This window comes from Kitasatospora sp. MAP5-34 (assembly GCF_029894335.1).
Taxonomy (GTDB): Bacteria; Actinomycetota; Actinomycetes; order Streptomycetales; family Streptomycetaceae; genus Kitasatospora.
The window spans coordinates 1-22,215 of record NZ_JARXZC010000014.1 but is presented as its reverse complement, the minus strand read 5'-3'; the positions used below and the strand labels follow the sequence as shown (position 1 = coordinate 22,215).

19 protein-coding genes and 1 riboswitch are annotated in these 22,215 nt (G+C 72.6%); of the genes, 9 read left to right on the top strand and 10 right to left on the bottom strand.

What is annotated here, in order from left to right:
- Positions 1-27: 27 nt before the first annotated feature.
- Positions 28-1,128: a cobalt-precorrin-5B (C(1))-methyltransferase gene (locus P3T29_RS14300; RefSeq protein ID WP_280716888.1), complete on the bottom strand. Its 1,101-nt coding sequence runs from the start codon at positions 1,126-1,128 to the stop codon at positions 28-30.
- 98 nt (positions 1,129-1,226) lie between these two features.
- Between P3T29_RS14300 and P3T29_RS14295 the strand changes: the two genes are divergently transcribed.
- The 6 genes from P3T29_RS14295 (at position 1,227) to P3T29_RS14270 (ending at position 6,028) form a co-directional block, all read left to right on the top strand.
- Positions 1,227-1,976: a cobalt-precorrin-6A reductase gene (locus P3T29_RS14295; protein ID WP_280716796.1), complete on the top strand. Its 750-nt coding sequence runs from the start codon at positions 1,227-1,229 to the stop codon at positions 1,974-1,976.
- Between the two features lie 32 nt (positions 1,977-2,008).
- Positions 2,009-2,608 carry a TetR/AcrR family transcriptional regulator gene (locus P3T29_RS14290; RefSeq protein ID WP_280716795.1) on the top strand — a complete coding sequence of 200 codons (600 nt, stop codon included), beginning with the start codon at positions 2,009-2,011 and terminating at the stop codon, positions 2,606-2,608.
- Entirely contained in the window at positions 2,605-3,471 is an 867-nt protein-coding gene (locus P3T29_RS14285) for an oxidoreductase (protein ID WP_280716794.1), read from the top strand. Before P3T29_RS14290 ends, P3T29_RS14285 begins: the two co-directional genes overlap by 4 nt.
- Before the next feature lie 249 nt (positions 3,472-3,720).
- A complete protein-coding gene (locus P3T29_RS14280; RefSeq protein WP_280716793.1) occupies positions 3,721-4,089 on the top strand; it encodes a PadR family transcriptional regulator in 369 nt (122 codons plus the stop codon).
- Positions 4,086-4,685 (top strand): hypothetical protein, encoded by a 600-nt coding sequence (locus P3T29_RS14275; RefSeq protein ID WP_280716792.1) that lies wholly within the window; start codon positions 4,086-4,088, stop codon positions 4,683-4,685. The genes P3T29_RS14280 and P3T29_RS14275 overlap by 4 nt, the downstream gene beginning before the upstream one ends.
- A gap of 449 nt (positions 4,686-5,134) precedes the next feature.
- A complete protein-coding gene (locus P3T29_RS14270) occupies positions 5,135-6,028 on the top strand; it encodes a methyltransferase domain-containing protein (protein WP_280716791.1) in 894 nt (297 codons plus the stop codon).
- 152 nt (positions 6,029-6,180) lie between these two features.
- On the opposite strand, the gene P3T29_RS14265 is transcribed toward P3T29_RS14270, so the two are convergent.
- From P3T29_RS14265 to P3T29_RS14255, 3 genes are read right to left on the bottom strand one after another with little or no spacing between them, the layout of a single operon-like run.
- A complete protein-coding gene (locus P3T29_RS14265) occupies positions 6,181-7,701 on the bottom strand; it encodes a precorrin-2 C(20)-methyltransferase (protein ID WP_280716790.1) in 1,521 nt (506 codons plus the stop codon).
- Complete coding sequence (locus tag P3T29_RS14260) at positions 7,698-8,324, bottom strand: precorrin-8X methylmutase (protein ID WP_280716789.1); 627 nt, start codon at positions 8,322-8,324, stop codon at positions 7,698-7,700. The genes P3T29_RS14265 and P3T29_RS14260 overlap by 4 nt, the downstream gene beginning before the upstream one ends.
- A complete protein-coding gene (locus P3T29_RS14255; RefSeq protein WP_280716788.1) occupies positions 8,321-9,565 on the bottom strand; it encodes a cobalamin biosynthesis protein CobG in 1,245 nt (414 codons plus the stop codon). Before P3T29_RS14255 ends, P3T29_RS14260 begins: the two co-directional genes overlap by 4 nt.
- A gap of 190 nt (positions 9,566-9,755) precedes the next feature.
- A riboswitch (cobalamin riboswitch) is annotated at positions 9,756-9,881 on the top strand.
- Between the two features lie 110 nt (positions 9,882-9,991).
- Here P3T29_RS14255 and cobN point away from each other — a divergent pair.
- Entirely contained in the window at positions 9,992-13,603 is a 3,612-nt protein-coding gene (gene cobN / locus P3T29_RS14250) for a cobaltochelatase subunit CobN (RefSeq protein ID WP_280716787.1), read from the top strand.
- 58 nt (positions 13,604-13,661) lie between these two features.
- Positions 13,662-15,239, top strand: coding sequence for an apolipoprotein N-acyltransferase (gene lnt, locus P3T29_RS14245; protein ID WP_280716786.1), 1,578 nt, complete (start codon positions 13,662-13,664; stop codon positions 15,237-15,239).
- 18 nt (positions 15,240-15,257) lie between these two features.
- On the opposite strand, the gene P3T29_RS14240 is transcribed toward lnt, so the two are convergent.
- Both P3T29_RS14240 and P3T29_RS14235 read right to left on the bottom strand, forming a co-directional pair.
- Positions 15,258-16,016: a VOC family protein gene (locus tag P3T29_RS14240; RefSeq protein WP_280716785.1), complete on the bottom strand. Its 759-nt coding sequence runs from the start codon at positions 16,014-16,016 to the stop codon at positions 15,258-15,260.
- A gap of 14 nt (positions 16,017-16,030) precedes the next feature.
- Positions 16,031-16,939: an NADP-dependent oxidoreductase gene (locus tag P3T29_RS14235; protein ID WP_280716784.1), complete on the bottom strand. Its 909-nt coding sequence runs from the start codon at positions 16,937-16,939 to the stop codon at positions 16,031-16,033.
- Positions 16,940-17,216: 277 nt separating this feature from the next.
- On the opposite strand from P3T29_RS14235, the gene P3T29_RS14230 reads away from it, so the two are divergent.
- On the top strand, positions 17,217-18,512 hold the full coding sequence (locus P3T29_RS14230; protein WP_280716783.1) for a UDP-glucose/GDP-mannose dehydrogenase family protein: 1,296 nt from the start codon (positions 17,217-17,219) through the stop codon (positions 18,510-18,512).
- 65 nt (positions 18,513-18,577) lie between these two features.
- On the opposite strand, the gene P3T29_RS14225 is transcribed toward P3T29_RS14230, so the two are convergent.
- The 4 genes from P3T29_RS14225 to P3T29_RS14210 are packed head-to-tail and all read right to left on the bottom strand — an operon-like array spanning position 18,578 to position 22,028.
- Positions 18,578-18,910: a MazG-like family protein gene (locus tag P3T29_RS14225; RefSeq protein WP_280716782.1), complete on the bottom strand. Its 333-nt coding sequence runs from the start codon at positions 18,908-18,910 to the stop codon at positions 18,578-18,580.
- Positions 18,911-18,921: 11 nt separating this feature from the next.
- Positions 18,922-19,755, bottom strand: coding sequence for a class I SAM-dependent methyltransferase (locus P3T29_RS14220; RefSeq protein ID WP_280716781.1), 834 nt, complete (start codon positions 19,753-19,755; stop codon positions 18,922-18,924).
- A gap of 45 nt (positions 19,756-19,800) precedes the next feature.
- The gene (locus P3T29_RS14215) at positions 19,801-21,093 is read right to left on the bottom strand and encodes a hypothetical protein (RefSeq protein WP_280716780.1); all 1,293 of its coding nucleotides are present in this window, start codon (positions 21,091-21,093) and stop codon (positions 19,801-19,803) included.
- A gap of 5 nt (positions 21,094-21,098) precedes the next feature.
- Positions 21,099-22,028 carry a hypothetical protein gene (locus tag P3T29_RS14210; protein WP_280716779.1) on the bottom strand — a complete coding sequence of 310 codons (930 nt, stop codon included), beginning with the start codon at positions 22,026-22,028 and terminating at the stop codon, positions 21,099-21,101.
- Positions 22,029-22,215: the final 187 nt, after the last annotated feature.

Genomic DNA, 22,215 nt, shown 5'->3' with positions numbered 1-22,215 from the left:
CAGCCCCTCGCGCCCCTGGTCACCCCGCTAACCCGCTCGTCCGACGATGGCCCCCGCACGATCGATACAGATGACGTCCACCTCGACCGGCGACCCCCGAAGAACGCCGAGCGCGGTGCTCCTCGCACCTTGAGCAACCAAGTCACCGAGCGGCACACCGGCAGCCGAGCACAGCTGCACGGCCTCCAGACCGGTGTTCGCGGCCGCGACTGCGGCGACCAACGCCTCGTCCGCGCCGCCCTCGCGGGCCAGGCCGGCCAGGTAGCCCTTGTCGACCTGCGAGCGGGCGGAGTGCAGGTCGAGATGCCCGGCGGCGAGCTTGGAGAGCTTGGCGAAGCCCCCGGCGACGGTCAGCCTCGGCACGGGGTGGCGCTTGAGGTACTTGAGCACCGCACCCGCGAAGTCGCCCATGTCGAGCAGGGCGTCCTCGGGCAGGCCGTGCACGGCGACGGCGACCTTCTCGGACGTCGAGCCGGTGCACCCGGCGACATGCGTGCGACCCGCCGCGCGGGCCACGTCGATGCCACGCCGGATCGAGTCGATCCAGGCGGAGCAGGAGTACGGGACGACGATGCCGGTGGTACCGAGGATCGAGAGCCCGCCGAGGATGCCGAGGCGCGGGTTCCAGGTGGAGCGGGCGATCTCCTCGCCGTGGTCGACGGAGATCTCCACCTCCACGTCCCCGCTGCCGCCGTGCCGGGCCGCGATCCCAGCGACGGCGTCGCGGATCATCTGCCGGGGCACCGGGTTGATCGCGGGTTCGCCGACCGCGAGCGGCAGCCCGGCCTTGGTGACCGTCCCCACGCCGGGGCCCGCCCGGAACACCACTCCGGTGCCGCATTCCCCGAGCCGGACCGTCGAGCGGATCAGCGCGCCGTGGGTGACGTCCGGGTCGTCCCCGGCGTCCTTCACGATGCCGGCCATGGCCTGACACTCCGTCAACTCCTCGGCGGCGAGCGCGAATGCGGGCCGCTGCCCCTTGGGCAGCGTGATCGTCACCGGGTCGGGGAACTCGCCGGTCAGCAGCGCGGTGTACGCGGCGGCGGTCGCCGCCGTCGCGCAGGCGCCCGTCGTCCAGCCGTGCCGCAGCCCGCTGCTCCGCAGCTGCTCCGCCCTACTGCCGACCACCTCGCCGACCACCCCGCCGGTCCAACCATCCGTGGCACCGCCCGTCGCACTGCCCGTCACGCCGCCCGCCTCAACCACGAAGATCCCCTGGAGTTCCGATGCGCGTCCCGAAGCACGTACTGATCCTGGGCGGCACCACCGAAGCCCGTCGCCTGGCGGCCGAACTCGCCGCCGACCCGGCCCTGCGGATCACCAGTTCGCTGGCGGGACGGGTGGCCGAGCCCCGGCTGCCGACCGGGGAGGTGCGGATCGGCGGGTTCGGCGGCCCCGACGGGCTCGCCGCCTGGCTGCGCGAGCAGCGCGTGGACGCTCTCATCGACGCCACTCATCCCTTCGCCGGCACCATCAGTCGCAACGCGGCCACTGCGGCCGCCGAGGTCCATGTTCCCCTGCTGGCGCTGCGTCGTCCCAGCTGGGTACCGGTTGCCGGGGACAGCTGGCACCCGGTCGGTTCCCTGGACGAAGCGGCGGCGGCCCTCCCCGCCCTCGGCCGACGGATCTTCCTCACCACCGGCCGCCAGGGGCTGGCCGCGTTCGCGCACCTCACCGACCTCTTCTTCCTCGCCCGTTCCGTCGACGCCCCGGAAGCCCCGATGCCACCCCGGACCGAGGTGCTGCTCGATCGCGGGCCCTTCACCCTGGAGGGCGAGCGCGCGGTGCTCCGCGAACACCGGATCGACGTACTGGTCACCAAGGACAGCGGTGGCGCCGCCACCGCCCCCAAACTCGCCGCCGCCCGCGAACTCGGCCTCCCGGTGGTGATCGTCCGCCGCCCACCGGCGCCGGCCGGCGTCCCGGAGGTGCCGGACGTGGCCGGGGCCGTCGCGTGGGTGGTACGGCAGGCTTGACTTCCGGGGCTCACGGAATGAACATTCATTCCGTGGCCCTCAACCGAAAGCCCGACCTCCCCCAGACCCTCCTGGACAGCGCCCTGGCCCTGTTCGCCGAGCGCACCTACGAGGGCACCCAGATGCCCGCCGTCGCCCAGCACGCCCAAGTCGGGGTCGGCAGCATCTACCGGTACTTCCCCAGCAAGGAAGCCCTCGGCAACGCGGCCTTCCAGCACGCCAAACGGGAACTCCTGGCCCACCTCGCCGAAGCCCTCGCCGAGGGCGGCCCGGCCGGGAGCACCCGCGAGGAGTTCGCGCGGTTCTGGCGCGGCTTCACCCGCTACGCCGGACGCCACCACGCGGCCTTCGCCTTCATCGAGCACCAGCAGCACGACACCTTCCTCGCCCCCGAGAGCCAGGCCCTGGCCGCCGAAGTCCACCGCCTCGCCGCCGACTTCATCGTGCGCGGCCAGCAGGCCGGCGAAATCCGCGACGGCGACCCGCAGTTGCTCGTCTCGCTCGCCCTCGGCGCCTTCGCCGGACTGGTCAAACACCTTCGCCCCGTCGGCATCTCCGAACTCCCCCCCGAGGCCCTGACCCAGGCCGAAGAAGCCGTCTGGGCCCTCCTGCACCGAGAGGCCACCCGATGAGCACCGGAACCACCTCCGCCACCTCCGCCAAGTCCGCTCTGATCACCGGCTGTTCGTCCGGCATGGGCCGCCGCACCGCACTGGCCCTGCACCGGCTGGGCTACCACGTCTACGCCACCGCCCGCCGCCCCGAGACGCTCGCCGAGCTCGAAGCCCAGGGCCTGACCACCCTCGCCCTCGACGTGACCGACGAGAAGTCGATGGCGGCGGCGGTCGCCCAGGTCGAGGCCGAGCACGGCGCGGTGGACCTACTGGTCAACAACGCCGCGTACGGGCTGCACCTGCCGGTCGAGCTGGCCTCGCCGGAGGAGGTCCGCGCCCAGTTCGAGACCAACGTGTTCGGGCTGGTCCGGATGACCCAGCTGGTACTGCCGGGCATGCGGCGGGCCGGGCAGGGGCGGATCGTCAACATCTCGTCCATGGGCGGACGGTTCTCGCCGCCCGGCGGCGCCTTCTACCACGCCACCAAGCACGCGGTGGAAGCCGTCAGCGACTCGCTGCGACTGGAGGTCGCGCCGTTCGGCGTCAAGGTCGTGGTCGTCCAACCCGGGCCCACCATCACCGAGTTCGCGGGCACGGCGGTCGACACCATGCAGCTCGGCCCGACCGACGACCCGTACGCGGGCTTCCGCGCCGAGCTCGCGGACATGTACGCCAACCGGTCCTTCCGCCGCCGCAACGGTGCGGTCCCGGCGGAGGCCGCAACCAAGGTGATCGTCCGCGCCGCCACCACCCGCAACCCGCGCGCCCGTTACGCGATCGGCATGGTGGCCCGCTCGACCATGATCGCCCGTCGCCTCCTCCCGGACGCCGCCTTCGACGCACTGATGCGCCGCAGCTTCCCCATTCCTTCGACTGCCTGACGATCCGTCAACTCACGCCGGGGGCGTCCTCCAGATCTCGGAGGATGCCCCCGACGGACTTCACCGGCTGCCGCGCCACCACACTCCCCCTCACCCCGGACGGAGTCACCACCGGGGCCCCCGCGCATGATCGTCCCAGACGACGCCGCGAGGGGCCATCCGCATTCCGCCCCGGCTCCGGAAACGCGAAGGCAAGGTGCGGCCGGGTGATGCCGCGACATCCGCACCAACCGTGGTAGCTTGCTTTACATGGTAGATGGCAATGCAAGCATCCCTGGAGCGGACGGCCGGGTGGCGAGTCAGCTCCGCAAAGGGGTGCTCGAGTACTGCGTCCTGGCGCTGCTACGGGACGGCCCCCGCTACGGGGTGGAGCTACTGGCGGAGCTTGCCCGGGTCGAGGTGATGGCAACCAGCCAGGGCACGATCTACCCCTTGCTGTCGCGCCTCCGGCGGACCGGACTCGCCGACACCCACCTGCAGGAGTCCGAGAGCGGACCGCCGCGCAGGTACTACACACTGACCGACGCCGGCCGGAGCGCACTGGAGGAGTTCACCGCGAACTGGCCCTCCTTCCGCAACGCCGTCGACCACTTCCTCGCCCCTGGAGAGACGACGTGAACGACCCCCTCGCCCACCCCCTCGTACTGGCCTACCTGTCCTCGATCGAGGAACGGACCACGGCGCTTCCCGACGCCCGCCGCCAGGAACTGCTGGCAGATCTGCGTGAGCACATCGAGGTGGCACTGGCGGAGTCCGGCACCCTCGACGAGACCAGCGTGCGCCGTGTCCTGGACCAGCTGGGGACACCCGGGGAGATCACGGCAGCCGCCCTGGCCGAGGAACCCGGCAACCACCCGACACCGGAGACCAGCAGGCACACCTCCATCACCCTCTGCCTGGCCGCCCTGGCACTGCCGGCCGCACTCGTCCCGGTGGCAGGACCGCTCCTCTCACTTGCCGCCACAGTCGCCGCACTCGTACGGCTGTGGAAGTCCCCGCAGTGGGTACGCCGGGAGAAGCGGCAAGCGACGCTGCTGCTGCTCTCGCCGGTCGTCACCGTCCCGGCGTTCGCGGTGATCTGCTCCGTGGCGCTCGGCGGTCTGACCGCGATCGCGTTGCTGACGGCCCTCCTCCTTGCGGCGTTCCTCCCGGTGGCCGCAGCCGTACGGCTCGGCCGTTCAGCCACGCGACTCCGACAGCAGCTGTCCTGGTAATCCAGCAGGACCTGTAGGGCTGCATCGAAAACAAGCGAGGGGACGACCCTGGGTCTTGGCCTCACCTCGCACTGCTGCCCGTGCCATCGCCTCCGTCGTGCCCTTTCAGGAACGAGTCATGTGGGCTGTCCAGGGCACTCGCCGATCGACTCGCCCGCCTCCACCAAACCGACCAAGTGGAGTCCATGACTGCATGCATACCGGCACAGATGTGGACCCCAGGGCTTCGGCGTAGTCGGATGGTGTCCGGTTCATGACGGTCTGTCGGGCAGGAAGCCCTGGGAGTGGGACAGTGTCGGTGTGTGGTCTCAGCCCCGGATACCTGTACCCCTTCCGGCGCTTCACGGTGCAGAACCGTGCTGTAGGACGTGCGGGGTTCGCCGGCTGTGTGAGAAATCCCTCTCCCGTCGTCATGGCGCTGGTGGCCTGGGAAGGTTGACCATGTGGTCATGACCTCCTCGCACCGCCCGCCGCACGTCGGTGGCCGACCGGATCCGACAGGCGGGACCACCGCGCTCGGCGGAGAGTCCGCTCCCGCCCGTGGGTACCTGCTGGACAACGCGCGCGCCGAGGCGGGCGAGCGATTCGTCTGGCTGGCCGAGCTGTTCGACGGTGTGACGCGCGGGCACTTCGATCGACTGGGGGTCAGGGCCGGCTCGCGCTGCTGGGAAGTGGGGGCCGGTGGCCCCGGTATCCCGGAGGCGCTCGCGGCGGCCGTCGGTCCGACCGGGCACGTGCTGGCCACGGACATCAACCCGTCGTGGCTGAAGGCAGGCGACGGGTACGAGGTGCGCCGGCACGACGTCGCCGCTGATCCGCCCCCGGAGCCGGGGACGTTCGATCTGGTGCACGCCCGGCTCGTGCTGGTCCATGTACCCGACCGGGCTCGCGCGTTGGCCACGATGGCGGCAGCGCTACGGCCCGGCGGCTGGCTGCTGGTCGAGGACGCCGACACCGCTCTGCAGCCACTGGCATGCCTGGACGACAGCGGCCCTGCGCAGCGGCGGGCCAACCGGCTGCGCGACGCGGTCCGGGAGCTGCTGGCGCGCCGAGGCGCGGACCTGCGCTACGGCCGGACACTGCCGCGGGCATTGCGTGAGGCCGGCTTGGTGGATGTCGCCGCAGCCGGCTCTTTCCCGGTCGGCGGGCCGGCCTGCGACCGGCTGGAGGCGGCGACCATCCGGCACGTGCGCGGCGAGCTGCTCGCGGCCGGCCTGGCCGACGACGCCGAGATCGACGCGCACCTGGCCGCCATCCACGCGGGCGAACTCGACCTGACACTCGCGCCGCTGATCTCGGCCTGGGGGCGCCGTCCGGCCGAGCACCCACCGGCACTCGGTTAGGTGCGGATCCAGGCGATGTCCGACCTGCCCACGGCGCTGCCGATGACCACCGGTGAGTGACGCTCGGCGGCAGGTGTGCAACGAGGTGCGCTGAAACGAGAGGTGCCCCCACTGGTCATCTGGCCAGTGGGGGCAGGACAGCGGCGGAACCCTCAGACCGGCGGGTACCGCCTCGGGGTCCAGACCACCTCGGTACCGTCGTCGCGACGGACGGCCTGGGTCTGCGAGGAGCCGATCAGCAGGATGGTCCGCATGTCGACCTCCGCCGGGTCGAGATCCGCCAGCCGGACCGTCCGCACCCGCTCGGTCGGGCCGCCGACGTCCCGGGCCATCACCACGGGCGTGTCCGGGGCGCGGTGTTCGAGCAGCAGGTCCCGGGCCAGGCCGACCTGGGTGGTGCGGCTCTGCGAGCCCGGGTTGTAGAGCGCGAGCACCAAGTCCGCTGCGGCGGCGGCGCGCAGGCGCTGGGCGACGACCTCCCAGGGCTTGAGCCGGTCGGAGAGCGAGACGACCGCGTAGTCGTGGCCGAGCGGGGCGCCCGCGCGGGAGGCGGCAGCGTGCGCGGCCGTCATCCCGGGGACGATCCGCACCGGCACGGACCGGTACGGGTCGCCGCAGGCGGCCTCCAGTACGGCGGTGGCCATCGCGAAGACGCCGGGGTCACCGGAGGAGACGACGGCCACCCGGTGGCCACGGCGGGCCAGGTCGAGGGCGAACTCGGCGCGCTCCGCCTCGACCTTGTTGTCCGAGCCGTGCCGCACCTGGCCGGGCCGTACGGGCACCCGGTCGATGTAGGTGGTGTACCCCACCAGGTCGGTGGCGGCGGCGAGTTCACCGCGCGCCTCGGGGGTCAGCCAGAGCGGACCGGCCGGCCCGAGGCCGACCACCACGACCTCGCCGACGGCGTCCTCCGCCACGGGCGCCGGGCCGAGCCCGATCCGGCTCGGCAGCACGGCGACGGAGAAGTACGGCACGGTCTCGGGGTCCACGTCCGCCAGCCGCGCCGTACGCTCGCCCGCCATGGTGGCCCGCTCGACGTACTGGGCCTCGTCCAGCCGGCCCGCGCGCTCCAGCGCCCGCCGTACGGTCGGGAAGGTGCGGCCGAGCTTCATGATGACGGCGGAGTCGGTGGACGCCAGGCGGGCCGTCAACTCCTCCTCGGGCAGCGTGCCCGGCAGGATGGTCAGCACCTCCTCGGCCTCCACCAGCGCCTTGCCCAACCGGGCGGCGGCGGCGCTGACGGAGGTCACGCCCGGCACCACCTCGGTCGGGTAACGGTCCGCCAGGCGCTTGTGCATGTGCTGGTACGAGCCGTAGAACAGCGGGTCGCCCTCGGCCAGCACCACCACGTCGCGGCCCGCGTCCAGGTGGGCGGCCAGCCGGGCGGCGGCCTCCTCGTAGAACTCGTCCAGCGCGCCCCGGTAACCGCCGGGGTGGTCGGTGGTCTCGACCGTGACCGGGTAGACCAACTGCTCCTCGATCTGGTCGCCGCGCAGGTACGGCTCGGCGATCGAGCGGGCTATCGACCGGCCGTGCCGGGCGCTGTGGTACGCCACCACGTCGGCCTTGCCGATCAGCCCGGCAGCACGCACGGTGACCAGCTCCGGGTCACCCGGGCCGAGGCCGACACCGTAGAGCCTGCCTACCTGGCTCCCAATCTGACGATCCGTCATTCTACTTCGCTCGCAATCGCGTTGATGGCGGCGGCGGCCATCGCACTGCCGCCGCGCCGCCCGCGCACCACCAGGTGCTCCAGGCCCGAGGGGTGGTCGGCGAGCGCCTGCTTGGACTCGGCGGCGCCGATGAAACCGACCGGGACGCCGATCACGGCAGCCGGGCGCGGAGCACCGGCCTCGATCATCTCCAGCAGCCGGAAGAGCGAGGTCGGCGCGTTGCCGACGGCGACCACCGCGCCCTCCAGCCGGGGCAGCCACAGCTCCATGGCGGCGGCGCTGCGGGTGTTGCCCATCTCCTTGGCGAGCCCGGGCACCGACGGGTCGGAGAGCGTGCAGATCACCTCGTTGTCGGCGGGCAGCCGCTTACGGGTGACACCGCTCGCAACCATGGAGACGTCGCAGAGGATCGGCGCACCGGCGCGCAGCGCGGCTCGCGCGCTCGCCACCACGCCGGGCGACCAGAGCAGGTCCTCGACCAGGTCGGTCATGCCGCAGGCATGGATCATGCGCACGGCGACCTGGGCGACATCGGCGGGCAGCCCCGCGAGGTCGGCCTCGGCGCGGATGGTGGCAAAGGACTGGCGGTAGATCTCCGCGCCGTCCTTCTCGTAGTCGATCACTTGATCCTCCTGGCCTCGGCCACTGCTTCGGCCATCTCTTCGGTCGTCAGGTCCTGCGAAGTCCGCGAAGTCGGCGTCCCACCCGGACGGGCCGTCACGCGGTAGCCCTGCCCAGTGGCGAGGACGTCCACCCACTCCCCCGCCGGATGCCCGCAGCGCCGCTCGCAACCGGACCAGTGGACGGGCAACAGCCCCCCGCCCACCGCACCGGACAGCGCGCGCGCCGCATCGGCCCGTACGTCCGCCAGCGACTTGGCGCAGCCCGGCGTACCGGTGCACGCGGTGGCGCGCTCCCAAGGCGAACCGGGGTCGGTCCGCAGACCGGCGTGCGCCAGCTCGGCGAGCCGGTCGCGCGCAGCACGGGGGAGCACGACGGTGCGCCACGGGGTCACCCGCAGCTCACCGTCCGCTACCTCCGCCAGCAGCCGCCACTGCGCGGCACTCACCCGCCCGAACCGCAGGCCGACACAGAGCCCGCCGGGCAGCTCCCCCACCTGCGGCGCCCCGCCGTCGAGCACAGGCAGCGGCTCGGCTCCCGGGTCGAGCTCGGCGCCCGGGGCCAGCAGGGTGGGCACGTCGCGCAGGTGCCAGGCGGCGGTGCCGGTGTCCCGTAGCGCGTCGAGGAACTCCAGGGCACCGGCGAGCGCGTACCGCGCCGCCTCACCGGCGGGTACCCGCCGGGCGGTGGTGGCGCGGCCGAAGCGGAGCAGCGAGCCGCCGTCCGGGGTTGCGATCAATGTCACATCGGCGTCGAGGGCGGCGACGTCACCGCGCCCGTCGTCGAGGGCGAAGAGGAACTTGCCCGACAGCCCGGCGGCCCGGTCGGCCGCGCAGAGCGCGGCGTCCAGCTCACGCGTCCAGGACTGGACGTCGGCGTACCCGGCGCCGTCGAGTCCGGCGGACGGGGAGGCGACGATGTTGCGGACGCGCTCGTGGGAGTCGGAGGGCAGCAGGCCGGCGGCGCGCAGTCGGCGGCCCAGCTCCAGGCCGGAGTCCGAAGGCAGGCCGCGCAGTTGGACGTTGCCGCGCGAGGTGGTCTCCAGCGAGCCGTCGCCCAGCTCGCTCGCGGCGTCGGCCAGCACCAGAGCCTGACGGACCGTCAGAAGTCCGCCGGGCACCCGGATCCGGGCCAGCGCGCCGTCATCGGCCATGTGTAGACGAAGGGCCCCCGGGCAGGAGTCCTCGCGCCCACGGTCGGGCACGCCGGGGCCCGGCCGGGCGGCGTCGGGTGTGGGTGGCATGGCGGCGAGCATACCCACGATCCGCCGGAATGCCGCTGCCTTGTGGATCACACCGGGCAACCCGGTCAGGGGCGCGGGGAACTGCGCGAATCGCAAGGCAACCGCCCGCGCCCTCCCGCTCCGCACCCTCCAAGGCGGGGTCCCCCCGCCACGCCGCACGCCGTACGATGCTCCCGGACAGTCCCTGCGGTCTGTCCACGCCAGCGACGGCGCAAAGGGGAGGAAACCGGTGCAAACCCGGTGCGGTCCCGCCACTGTGACCACGGCTCAACGGCCGTGGGAGCCAGGAACTCCTGCCGTCCTCTCAAATCCCCCGGCCTCCGGTCGGGAGATACGCCACGGGGCGCGGACCCCGAGGAAGGCAAGACCGATGCGCCGCTGCACGCCCATGCCCACGCCCGTTGACGAGGCCGGGAGGGCCATCGCATGATCCTGCTTCTTTCCACCTCCGACACCGACCTGCTGAGCGCCCGCGCCTCGCAGGGCCCGGTTCCGTACCGCCTCGGCAACCCTGCGCGCCTCACCCCCGCCGACCTGCCCGCGCTGCTGGAGGACACCGACCTGGTCGTGGTCCGCCTGCTCGGCGGGCGCCGCGCCTGGCAGGAGGGCCTGGACGCGCTGCTCGCGGGCCCCCGCCCGGTGATCGTGCTGACGGGTGAGCAGGCGCCGGACGCCCAGCTGATGGAGCTGTCCACCGTCCCGGCCGGCATCGCCGCCGAGGCGCACGCATACCTCGCGCACGGCGGCCCGGAGAACCTGGCCGAGCTGGGCGCCTTCCTCTCCGACACCGTGCTGCTCACCGGCCACGGCTTCGCCGCCCCCGCCTCCGCGCCCGAGTGGGGCCCGCTGGAGCGTACGGAACGCAACGCGGACGGCCCGGTCATCGCGGTGCTCTACTACCGTGCCCACCACATGAGCGGCAACACCGCCTTCGTGGAGACGCTCTGCCAGGCCATCGAGGACCAGGGCGCCCGCCCGCGCCCGCTGTTCTGCTCCTCGCTGCGCGGCGCCGACGACGAGCTGCTCGCCGAGCTCGGCCAGGCCGACGCGATCCTGACCACCGTCCTCGCGGCCGGCGGCACCCGCCCGGCCGACGCCTCCGCCGGTGGCGACGAGGAGTCCTGGGACGCGGGCGCGCTGGCCGCGCTCGACCGCCCGATCCTCCAGGCGCTCTGCCTGACCTGGTCCCGCGCCGCCTGGGAGGCCAGCGACGACGGCCTCTCCCCGCTCGACACCGCGACCCAGATCGCCGTCCCGGAGTTCGACGGCCGCCTGATCACCGTCCCGTTCTCCTTCAAGGAGCAGGACGAGGACGGCCTGACCGTCTACCGCGCCGACCCCGAGCGCTCCGCCCGCGTCGCGGGCATCGCCGTCCGGCACGCCCGGCTGCGCCACATCCCGGCCGCCGAGCGCCGCCTCGCGCTCGTGCTCTCCGCGTACCCGACCAAGCACGCCCGGGTCGGCAACGCGGTCGGCCTGGACACCCCGGCCAGCGCGATCCGCCTGCTCCAGCGCCTCCGCACCGAGGGCATGGACCTCGGCCACGACCTGCCGGGCCTCGACGTCATCGACGATGACTCCCACGAGGGCGACGCGCTGATCCACGCGCTGATCGCCGCCGGCGGCTACGACCAGGACTGGCTGACGGAGGACCAGCTCGCCCGCAACCCCGTCCGCATCCCGGCCGCCAACTACCGCCGCTGGTACGCCACCCTCCCCGAGGGCCTGCGCGCCAAGGTCGAGCAGCACTGGGGCCCGCCGCCCGGCGAGCTGTACGTGGACCGCAGCCAGAACCCGGACGGCGACATCGTGCTGGCTGCTCTCCGCGCCGGGAACCTGCTGGTCCTGATCCAGCCCCCGCGCGGCTTCGGCGAGAACCCCGTCGCGATCTACCACGACCCGGACCTGCCGCCGAGCCACCACTACCTCGCCGCCTACCGCTGGATCGCCGCCGCGCAGTCCGACGGCGGCTTCGGCGCCGACGCCGTCGTGCACCTCGGCAAGCACGGCAACCTGGAGTGGCTGCCCGGCAAGACGGCCGCGCTCTCCGCCGACTGCGGCCCGGACGCCGTGCTCGGCGACCTCCCCCTCATCTACCCCTTCCTGGTCAACGACCCGGGCGAGGGCACCCAGGCCAAGCGCCGCGCCCACGCGACGCTGGTCGACCACCTGATCCCGCCGATGGCCCGCGCCGACAGCTACGGCGACATCGCCCGCCTGGAGCAGCTGCTCGACGAGCACGCCAACATCGCCGCGATGGACCCGGCCAAGCTGCCCGCCGTCCGCGCCCAGATCTGGACGCTGATCCAGGCGGCCAAACTCGACCACGACCTCGGCCTGAACGAGCGGCCCGAGGACGACGGCTTCGACGACTTCCTGCTGCACGTCGACGGCTGGCTCTGCGAGATCAAGGACGCCCAGATCCGCGACGGTCTGCACGTCCTCGGCCAGGCCCCCGCCGGGGTCGACCGGGTCAACATCGTGCTGGCCATCCTGCGCGCCCGCCAGATCTGGGGCGGCGTCAACGCCCTCCCCGGCCTGCGCGAGGCGCTCGGCCTGGACGAGGCCGCGCTCACGCTCGGCGCGACGGACGCCGCCGAGGCGCAGGCCCGCGAGCTGGTCGAGGCCATGGAGGCCGAGGACTGGGCGCCGGAGGCGGTCGAGAAGGTCGCCGCCGGGTTCCCGCCCGCCGTCGCGGAGGTGCTCAGCTTCGCCGCCCACCAGGTCGTCCCCCGGCTGGCCCGGACCACCGACGAGCTGGACGCCGTGGTGCATGCGCTCGGCGGTGGCTTCGTCCCCGCCGGTCCGTCCGGCTCGCCGCTGCGCGGCCTGGTCAACGTCCTGCCGACCGGCCGCAACTTCTACTCCGTCGACCCGAAGGCCGTCCCGAGCCGCCTCGCCTGGGAGACCGGCCAGGCGCTGGCCGCCTCGCTGGTCGACCGCTACCAGGCGGACAACGACGGCGCGTACCCGACCTCGGTCGGCCTCTCGCTCTGGGGCACCAGCGCGATGCGCACCGCCGGTGACGACATCGCCGAGGCCTTCGCACTGCTGGGCGTCCGCCCGGTCTGGGACGACGCCTCCCGCCGGGTCACCGGCCTGGAGCCGATCAGCCTCGACGAGCTGGGCCGCCCGCGCATCGACGTCACGCTCCGCATCTCCGGCTTCTTCCGGGACGCCTTCCCGCACGTGGTCGCCCTGCTGGACGACGCCGTACGCCTGGCCGCCCGCCAGCACGAGCCCGCCGAGAGCAACTACATCCGCGCCCACGTCCAGGCCGACCTCGCCGAGCACGGCGACGAGCGCAAGGCGACCGTCCGGATCTTCGGCTCCCGTCCGGGCACGTACGGCGCCGGCCTGCTCCAGTTGATCGACAGCCGGGACTGGCGCACCGACGCCGACCTCGCCGAGGTCTACACGGTCTGGGGCGGCTACGCCTACGGCCGCGACCTGGGCGGCCGCCCGGCGCGCGAGGAGATGGAGACCGCGTACAAGCGGATCACCGTCGCCGCCAAGAACACCGACACCCGCGAGCACGACATCGCGGACTCCGACGACTACTTCCAGTACCACGGCGGCATGGTCGCCACCGTCCGCGCGCTCACCGGCCGCGCCCCGACCGCCTACATCGGCGACTCGACCCGCCCGGAGACGGTCCGCACCCGCACCCTCACCGAGGAGGCCGCCCGCGTCTTCCGGGCCCGCGTGGTCAACCCGCGCTGGATGGAGGCGATGCGCCGGCACGGGTACAAGGGTGCGTTCGAGATGGCGGCGACGGTCGACTACCTGTTCGGCTACGACGCCACCACGGGCGTGGTCGCGGACTGGATGTACGAGAAGCTCACACAGGAGTACGTTCTTGATCCGACCAACCGGGAGTTCCTGAACGGAGCCAACCCGTGGGCCCTGCACGGCATCAGCGAACGTCTGCTGGAGGCGGCCGAGCGCGGTCTCTGGGCCGAGCCGGATCCGGCGATGATCGACGCCTTGCGGGCGGCGTTCCTGGAGACCGAGGGCGATCTTGAGGGTGACAGCTGATGTGACACACCCGCCGGGACAGAGGGTGGCGGACGCCCCGAAAGCAGACAATCGGGGCATGACGCTACGCGCCGCCTTCTCCCGGCCCGCCCGGTGGGGTGCCCTCGCCACCGGCGCGCTCCCGGTCCTCACCTTCCCGGCGCCCGGGCTCGCCGCGCTGGCCTGGGTCGCGCTGGTGCCCGGTCTGCTGCTGATGCGGCGGGCACCGAGCGGGCGGGAGGCGGCCGTACGGGGCTGGTGGTTCGGGGCCGGATTCATTCTGACCGCGATGTACTGGCTGATCCCCTCGGTCGGGCCGGGACTGCTCGCCATCGCCGTCGTGTTCGGCGCGCTCCAGTCCGCCGTCGGTCTGGCGGTCTGGCGGCTGCTGCACCCGCCGGTCACGGCCCTTCGGGCGCTCGCCGCCCTGGTGGTCGTGCCGGCGGTCTGGGTGAGCACCGAGTACGCCCGCTCCTGGCACGCGCTCGGTGGTCCGTGGGCGCTGCTCGGCGCCACCCAGTGGCAGCACCCGGCGATCCTCGGGCTGGCCTCGGTCGGCGGGGCGTGGCTGGTCAGCGCGGCGGTGGTCGCCGCCAACACCGGCGTGGTCGTCCTACTGACGATCCGTCAACTCCGGGTGCGGGTGGTGGCCGCCGCCGTCACCGTGCTCGCCGTCGCGGCCGGTCCGCTGCTGTTCGCCCTGCGCACCCCGCCGACCCCCGGCGACTACGCGACCGTCGCGCTCGTCCAGCCCGGCGTGGTCGAGGACCAGACCGCCCGCTTCGACGCGAGCGCCCGGATCACCGCCGCCCTCGCCGGGCAGCCGCTCGATCTGGTGGTCTGGGGCGAGAGCAGCATCAGCACCGACCTGGACCGTGACACGGCCACCATGAGCCGGCTACGCGCCCTCTCCACCGCGACCGGCGCCCAGCTGCTGGTGGGCGAGGACGCCCGCAAGGCGGACGGCCGGATCTCCAAGGACACCGTCCAGATCACCCCGGCGGGCATCGCGGGCCGCTACCGCAAGATCCGCCTGGTGCCGTTCGGCGAGTACATCCCGCTGCGGCTGGTCCTCGGCTGGATCGCCGGCATCAGCAAGGCGGCCGGCGAGAACCGCGCCCCCGGCACCGCCTTCCACCTGCTCCAGGCCACCGACCGCACCGGCCGCCCGCTCCCGCTCGGCGCGCTGATCTGCTTCGAGTCGGCCTTCCCCGACATGTCCCGGACGGCCGCCGACGACGGCGCCCGGCTGCTCGTCTACCAGTCCGCGACCTCCACCTTCCAGCACACCTGGGCCCCCCAGCAGCACGCCTCCCTCGGCGCCCTGCGCGCCGCCGAGACCGGCCACCCGGTCGTCCAGGCCTCGCTGACCGGCGAGTCCGTCGCGTACGACCGCCAGGGCCGCCGCCTCGCCCTGCTCGGCACCTCGGCCACCGGCTCGGTCACCGTACGACTCCCGCTGGCCGCCCCGGCGGACCGCACCTGGTACGACCGCCTGGGCGACTGGGTTCCCCTGACGGCGGTCGCGATCACCCTGACCGCCGCCTTCGTCCCACTTCGCCGCAGGAACGATCCGGCTTCGCGCTCAGCCACACCGGGCACTGTCCAGGGGCGCGAGGAACTGCGCGAACAGCCACCCACCTCCGTCGAGCCCTGATCACACCCCGTCGGAGGGTTAGTCCCGTGCGAGGTGGACCCCGAACGCCGCGCCCTGCGCATCGCGGATCACCGCGAGCCGGGGCCCGCCGGACAGCTGGACGGGCGGCAGCATCACGGTCGCGCCGAGCGCGGCGGCCCGCTCCGCCGTCAGGTCCACGTCCGCCACCGCGAAGTACGGCATCCAGTAGGGCGGCACCTCGGGCGGGAACCGGTCCCCCATGTCGAGCATCCCGCCGAAGTCCCGGCCGTCCAGACCCCACTGGGTGTACGTCTCACCCTCGTTGACGCTCCAGCCGAAGACCCGGGTGTAGAAGGCCACGGCTCCGGCGGGGTCGCGGGTCGCCAGTTCGACCCACCCGAGCGAGCCGGGCTCGTTCAGCAGCCCGACGCCCTTGAAGGTCCGGGCCTGCCAGAGCGAGAAGGCCGCGCCGGAGCTGTCCTGGACGACGGCGAACCGCCCGAGGTCGAGCACCTCCATCGGCTCCATCAGCACGTGGCCACCGGCCGCCGTGACCACCACCACCGTGGCGTCGACGGCGGCGGTGGCGAAGGAGACCGTCCAGGCGGTCGGCTGCCCCGGCGCGTACAGCGCGGTGAGACCGGCCACCGGCGCGGTGTCCAGCATCATGCTCGTGTAGCCGCCCGCTTCGGGGTTCGGGTCGGTCTCGGCGCGCCAGCCGAAGAGTTCGCCGTAGAACTGCTTCGCCGCCGCCGGGTCGGAGGTGCCCAGCTCCACCCAGCAGGGTCCGCCGACGGTGGGTTCGGTGATCTTCACAGTGTCGTTTCCCGTCAGCCGATTTCCAGTACGAGCTTGCCGCGCGCGTGCCCGGCCTCCACCACCGCGAGTGCCTCGGCGGCCTGCTCCAGCGGGTACGTCGCGGTGATGTGCGGGTCGAGCCCGCCGGCGGCGACCAGCGCGGCCAGCGCGTCGAGGGTAGCCGCAGTGCCGCTGCGCCGGACGAAGGCGCCGTCGAGATCGGTCGCGGTGACCGGGTCGACGACGGAGACCAGCCGCCCGGGGGTCGCCAGCGCCTCGGCGGCGGCCCGCGCGTCCGCCCCTCCGATCAGGTCGAGGATGCCGTCCACCCCGCCGGGCGCGACCGCCCTGATCCGTTCGGCCACGCCCTCGCCGTACCGCACCTGGGTCGCGCCGAGCGATTCGACGAAGCCACGGTTCGCGTCGCTCGCCGTACCGAGCACGGTGAGCCCCGAACCCCGGGCGATCTGGGCGGCCGCCGTACCGAGCCCGCCCGCGATCCCCAGGATCAGCAGCGTCTGACCCGGCTCCAGCGCCAGCTGGAGCACACCGTCGTACGCCGTCGCGGCAGCCACCGGGAGCACCGCGGCCTGCACGAACGAGACTCCGGCGGGCTTGCGGGCCGCATGGTCGGCGGCCAGCAGCGTGTGCTCGGCATAGCCGCCGGCCAGCGCGCTGCCGAACACCTCGTCCCCCACCGCGAAGCCCTCGACGCCCCTGCCGACCCCCTGCACGACACCCGCCACCTCGACCCCGTACACGGCGGGCAGCGGTAGCTCCGTCCCCATGAAGCCCTGCCGGATCTTCCAGTCAATGGGGTTCACCCCGGCCGCCCGGACCGCGACCAGCAACTGACCCGGACCTGGCACCGGGGTCGGGCGGTCCAGGAACCCCTGGCTCTCCGGCCCGCCGAACTCCTTGAATCCGAACGCCTTGGACATACCCATCCTCCGGTCGGTGGCTCCCCCGCTCCCAGCTTGCGGGCCGCCCCCACGGGGTGGACGGGGATGCTGCGCCGAACGGGTCGGGGGCGACCCGCAACGCCTGCTGTTCAGATTCAAACAACAGGCGGGCGCGCAAGTGCGCACTCCGATGACTTTCGGTAGTGGCGGATATGCGGTGCGTCGCAAGATATGGTAGGGAGACCCTTTTCTGGGAATTGATGCCAACTCCCCTTACAACGCCCTGACTTGAGGGCATCGAAGATTGGATGCAGCGATGGTCGGCACGTCGGGGCGGCAGATTGCAGTGTTCGGCGCGGGCTACATCGGTCTGGTGACCGGTGCATGCCTGGCAGAGCTGGGGCACAAAGTAGTGGTACGAGACATCAACCCCGAGCGGGTGCAGGTGCTGCAGGCCGGGGACGTGCCGATCTACGAGCCCGGACTGGGCGACATGATCGCTCGGAACAAGGAGCGCCTGACCTTCACCCTGGACCTCGAGGAGGTGCTGGCGGACGCCGAGGTCGCGTACGTGTGTGTCGACACCCCGCCATCGGCGTCCGGCGACGCGGACCTGTCGCGGGTCTGGTCGGTCATCAGGTCGTTGGCGGGTGCTCCGCACCTTCAAGCCGTGGTGATGAAGTCGACCGTGCCGGTAGGCACTGGCAGTCGGGTGCGGGCCGTGCTCGACGAGACCGGTCTGACGCACGTCGGCTACGCCTCGAACCCGGAGTTCACCGCAGAGGGCAAGGCGGTCGCCGACTTCATGAAGCCGGATCGGATCGTCATCGGCGCTGACAGCCCGGCGGCCGGTGCCCTGGTGGAACAGCTACACGCAGGCGTGGACAGTCCGGTCGTGGCGATGGACGTGCGGTCGGCGGAGATGGTGAAGCTCGCCTCGAACGCCCTGCTCGCCACCAGGATCAGCTTCGCTAACGAGATCGCCACCCTGTGCGAGAACACGGGCGCGGATGCCGAAGAGGTCCTGCGGGCCGTTGGCTTGGACCACCGGCTCGGTCCCCACTTCCTGCGCCCGGGGATCGGCTGGGGCGGGTCCTGCTTTCCGAAGGACTCCGAGGCGCTGCGGCAGATGGCCAGCAACACCGGCTTCCACCCACCGCTGCTGTCGGCGGTGATCGACGTGAACAACATCCAGAAGCGCCGGGCGATCCAGAAGCTCACGGACCAACTCGGCACGCTGGCCGACGCCCGGGTGGCACTGCTGGGGATGGCGTTCAAGCCGGGGACGGACGACATGCGCGAGGCACCGAGCACGGTACTGGCCACCCGGCTGCTCGCGGAGGGAGCTCAGGTCCGCTGCTGGGACCCACTGGCCCGCCCGGCCGAGGTCGAACCGTGGACGTCCGCAACCAGGTACGCGAGCCCGGAGAAGGCGATGGCCGACGCCGACGCGGCAGTCGTGGTCACCGAGTGGCCGCAGCTGCAGGACGTCGACTGGGTCCGCGCCGCGCAGGGCATGCGACGGCCAGTCCTCTTCGACGGCCGCAACCTGCTCGAACCCAAGCGGATGCGGGCGGCGGGTTTCACCTACATGTCGGTCGGCAGGCCGTAGCGCGGGCGCGCACTGCTGCTCGGGGCAGCCGGAGGTCTTCCGGCCGCCCCGAGCAGCAGTTGCGTTTAGGCTGCACCGACGCGACGGGCGACGGTTTCGACGTGGCCGGCCAGGAGGCCGAGCAGATCGGGCGGTTCGGCGTCGCCGGTGTGGAGGTGGGCGACGGCGGCCAGGGCGGTCATCGCAACGTCCAGCAACTCGCGCTCCACGTCCTGCAGGGTCGCCGAGTGGCCCTTGCGGGGGTTCTGGCCGGTCGCTCCGATCAGGGCGGCGATCACCTCCCCGACCTCCTCCCCGACCTTGGTGACCCTTCCCCATAACAGCGCCTCGCGGTCCCGGTCCCGGTTGTCGGGCGAGTGGTCGATCCACTCGGAGACCGCGCGGATCGTCGCGTTCACGCGGCCGGGGTTCACCGCCCGTCTCCGGCGGCCGGGACCTCGGCGACGGCCAGGACGTGGGAAGACAGGCCGAGAACAGTAGGCTCCGTCTCCGTACGCCGGATCGCCATCAGGACCCGCTCCCGGTCGGCCTCCTCGCCCATCCGCTCGGCGAGGTCCGGCAACAGCTTGGCCGGGCCCTCGACGGCGAGCAGCGCGCGGACGGCCAGGCCTGCGGCACGGGCCTCGGCGGCGAGCTCGGCGGGGTCGTGGAAGTACGCGGTGGTCCACAGTCGGTCGAAGTCCCGCTCAGGGTTGCGGTGCTGCCCAGTGGCGAGGTGCTGCCGGACGACGTCCTCGGCACCTGGCAGGTCGAGGGTGCCCTTGGAGAGCATCTCCCAGGTGGTGTAGTAGCGGGAGGCCCCAGCAGCAATCACGGCCCCGCCCGGGCGCAGCACCCGGTGCGCCTCCGTCCAGGCCCGGGCCCGGTCGGCGGGGTCGGTGAGGTGGTAGAGCGGGCCGAGGAGCAGGACGGCGTCGGCGTGGCCATCGGGGTGGTCGAGGGTGCGGGCATCGCCGAGCTGGGCGCTGACCAGTGGGCGTTCGGCGCTCGTGGAGGCAGCCTGGGCTTGGTCGACGTGGAGGGGGACGGGGTCGATGAGGTGGACCCGGTAGCCGAGGGCGGCCAGGGTCAGCGCGTAGAGGCCGGGGCCACCACCGATGTCGAGGACGGTGGCCGGGGCCGGGGGCAGGTGGCGCAGCAGGATGTCCATGGTGCGCCAGTACTCGATCGAGCGGCGGGGGTCCTTGAGTCGGTCCTGCTCGCGCCCTTGGGCGTAGAAGTCGAGGATGTCGGGGTCGATCACCGGTGTCGCCTTTCTCGCTGCTGCTTTCTCACTGCTGCGGCGGGGCTAGGTCGAGGCGGGGCTCTGGTGGGTGAGGGTGTCGAGGAAGGCGTGCTGGAAGGCGGCGCGGCGGCGGCGGTCGCCGGGGGTCATGACGGGGCCGTGCACGCGGTCGATGACGGAAGCGACGGCGCCGGCGACGGCAGGGCTGGAGCCGATGTAACTGACGAGCTTGAACTGCATGACCAGGTGCAGGTCACCGTCGGGGGTGGTGCTGTCGACGGGGTGGGGAGTGAAGAAGGCGGTGTTGTAGCTGAGGCCGCCGAGGGTCAGACAGCGGTTGGCGACCCACGGGCGCTCCGCGAACAGCCGCATCTGCCGGTCCGTCACGTCCTTGAGGGCGCTGCGCAGGTGCAGCAGGTCGGCACGGGTGCCAGTCGAGAGCCACGGGAGGGCAGTGACGTTGTCGCGGACTGCGCCGGGCGGGAGCAGGTGGGGGCGCCTCCAGGGCTCCGGGGTGTCGGCGGAGCCGGTGAAGGCGGTGAACAGCGACCGGTGGGTGGCGGCCGCAGTGGAGTGGAGAGCCCGCAGTAGGGCGCGGCACGGTGCGGTGGTGAGGAAGGGCCAGCCGGGCAGGCGGAGCTTAAGGCCGACGGGCAGGCCGAGGTCGGCGTCGCGTCCGAGGTCGGGGGCGAGGACGCGGCAGCCGGCCGGGAGCTTCGTGCCGCCGAGCGCGTCGGCCATGACTCGGTGGGCGAGATGGGCGGCGGGGTCGATGAGGGAGCGGCGGGTGGTGGTGTCCGTGATCTCGGCGAGGCGGACGGCCTGGACGGTGGCGCATACCGGGGCGGTCCAGCAGTTGAGGTGCAGGTGGAAGCGCTTGTCCCACCACTGGCCGTTGTCGCGGTCGATGGTGGGGTCATAGTTCCACCCGACACCGAGTTGGCTGCCCGCCAGGCCGAAGCGGCGCTGGGCGGCGGGGTCGTGGGCGAAGTCGTGGAAAGCCCGGGCGGCCGTGAGCAGCGCAGCGAGGACGGCGTCGGGGGTGTTGCCGACGTGGGTGCGCAGCACGTCGTCGCGCGCGACGAGGAGCATCAGGTCGTAGAGGCTGTGCGGGAAGGCCTTGTCAATCGCGGCGAGGCGCTCGATCTGGCCGTCGACGGGAATCTCGCGGAGGATGAACGGCCGGTAGTGGTCGCGGTAGCCGGTGAGATTGCGGCGCTCCTCGGGCGGGGCGGGCAGACGGGGCGCGGGCAGGCCCGGGTTGACGGGCAGGTCCCAGGCGGTTGCCGGGTAGAGGTCGTCGAGCGTGGCCGCTCTGGTGTGTGCGGCGGGCCGGTCGGGGGTGGTGATGGTCATCGCGCTCACCTGCGGGAGGCGTCGGCGAGCACAGGCAGCGCGGGTCCGGCGGTGGTGGCGATGGCGCGGCCGGCGGCGATGCCCATCATGGCGGCTTGGACGATGCCCTGGGCGATGCCGGCGGAGTCTCCAACGACGTAGACCGGCAGGCCGGGCACCTTGCAGTCGGCGTCGATCGCCGGTCTGTTCCAGAGGAACTCCATTTCGGGCCCGACCACCAAGACGTCGTCAAGGATGTCCTCGACGGTCAGCGCGCGGCCGGTGTGGGTCAGGATCGAGCCCATGAACCGGCGGAATCCCGCAGCGAGGCCGGCGTGCTCGGCATCGGTGAACAGCTTGTCGACCCGGCCGACCGTCAGGTCCAGCACGGAGGGCTGGAACGGCATCCGGGCCTCGAGCTGCGGCCAGCCGGCCCCGTCGGAGGTGCGGTCCATGAAGGCCCGCAGGCTCTGGGTGAAGGGTCGGCCACCGGCAAGCTCTCGGTAGGTGGCGATGAAAGAGTCTCGCGCCTCCAAAGCATTGCCGCGACCCTGCACCTGGCACAGCAAGCCGAAGTTCGACGCCAGCGCCCGGATTCCACGCACCCGCTCGGTGGTCTCGTGCCCGTCGAGAGTGATGACGGGGTCGCCGAAGGCATCTTGATAGTTCGTCAACTTGATGCGACCACCGTTCGGGCCACCGCAGAAGCAGAACGACTTGATCTTCTGAGCGTGGTCGAGCTGAGAGACCTTCAGGTCAGGATGCTCCTCGCCGATCGCCTCCAGCAGTTCGACGGCCATCTCGAGGCGCACTCCTACCGAGATGTCCGGCAGCTCGGTAGGAACGCCAAGGCCCTGGAGCAGAGCGGTGGTTGAGGTGACGCCGCGCCGGCCGGTGGCCAGCACGAGGTGGTCGCAGGTGAGCTGCCGCTCGCCCCGCGCGGTGCGCACGGTCACCGCGAGGCGGTCGCCGTCGGGCTTCGCGGCGAACAGCTCAGCGGTGTGCCACAGCTGGACGGCGGGTGCCAGGAGGTCGTGCCAGCCCTGAATGGGCAATTGCCAACCTGAACGTGCAGGTCACGGGGCTGGTGTGGGCCGGAGGCGGGGTGCTCGGGCTGGTCGGGGACGTGATTGCTAGCAGGAG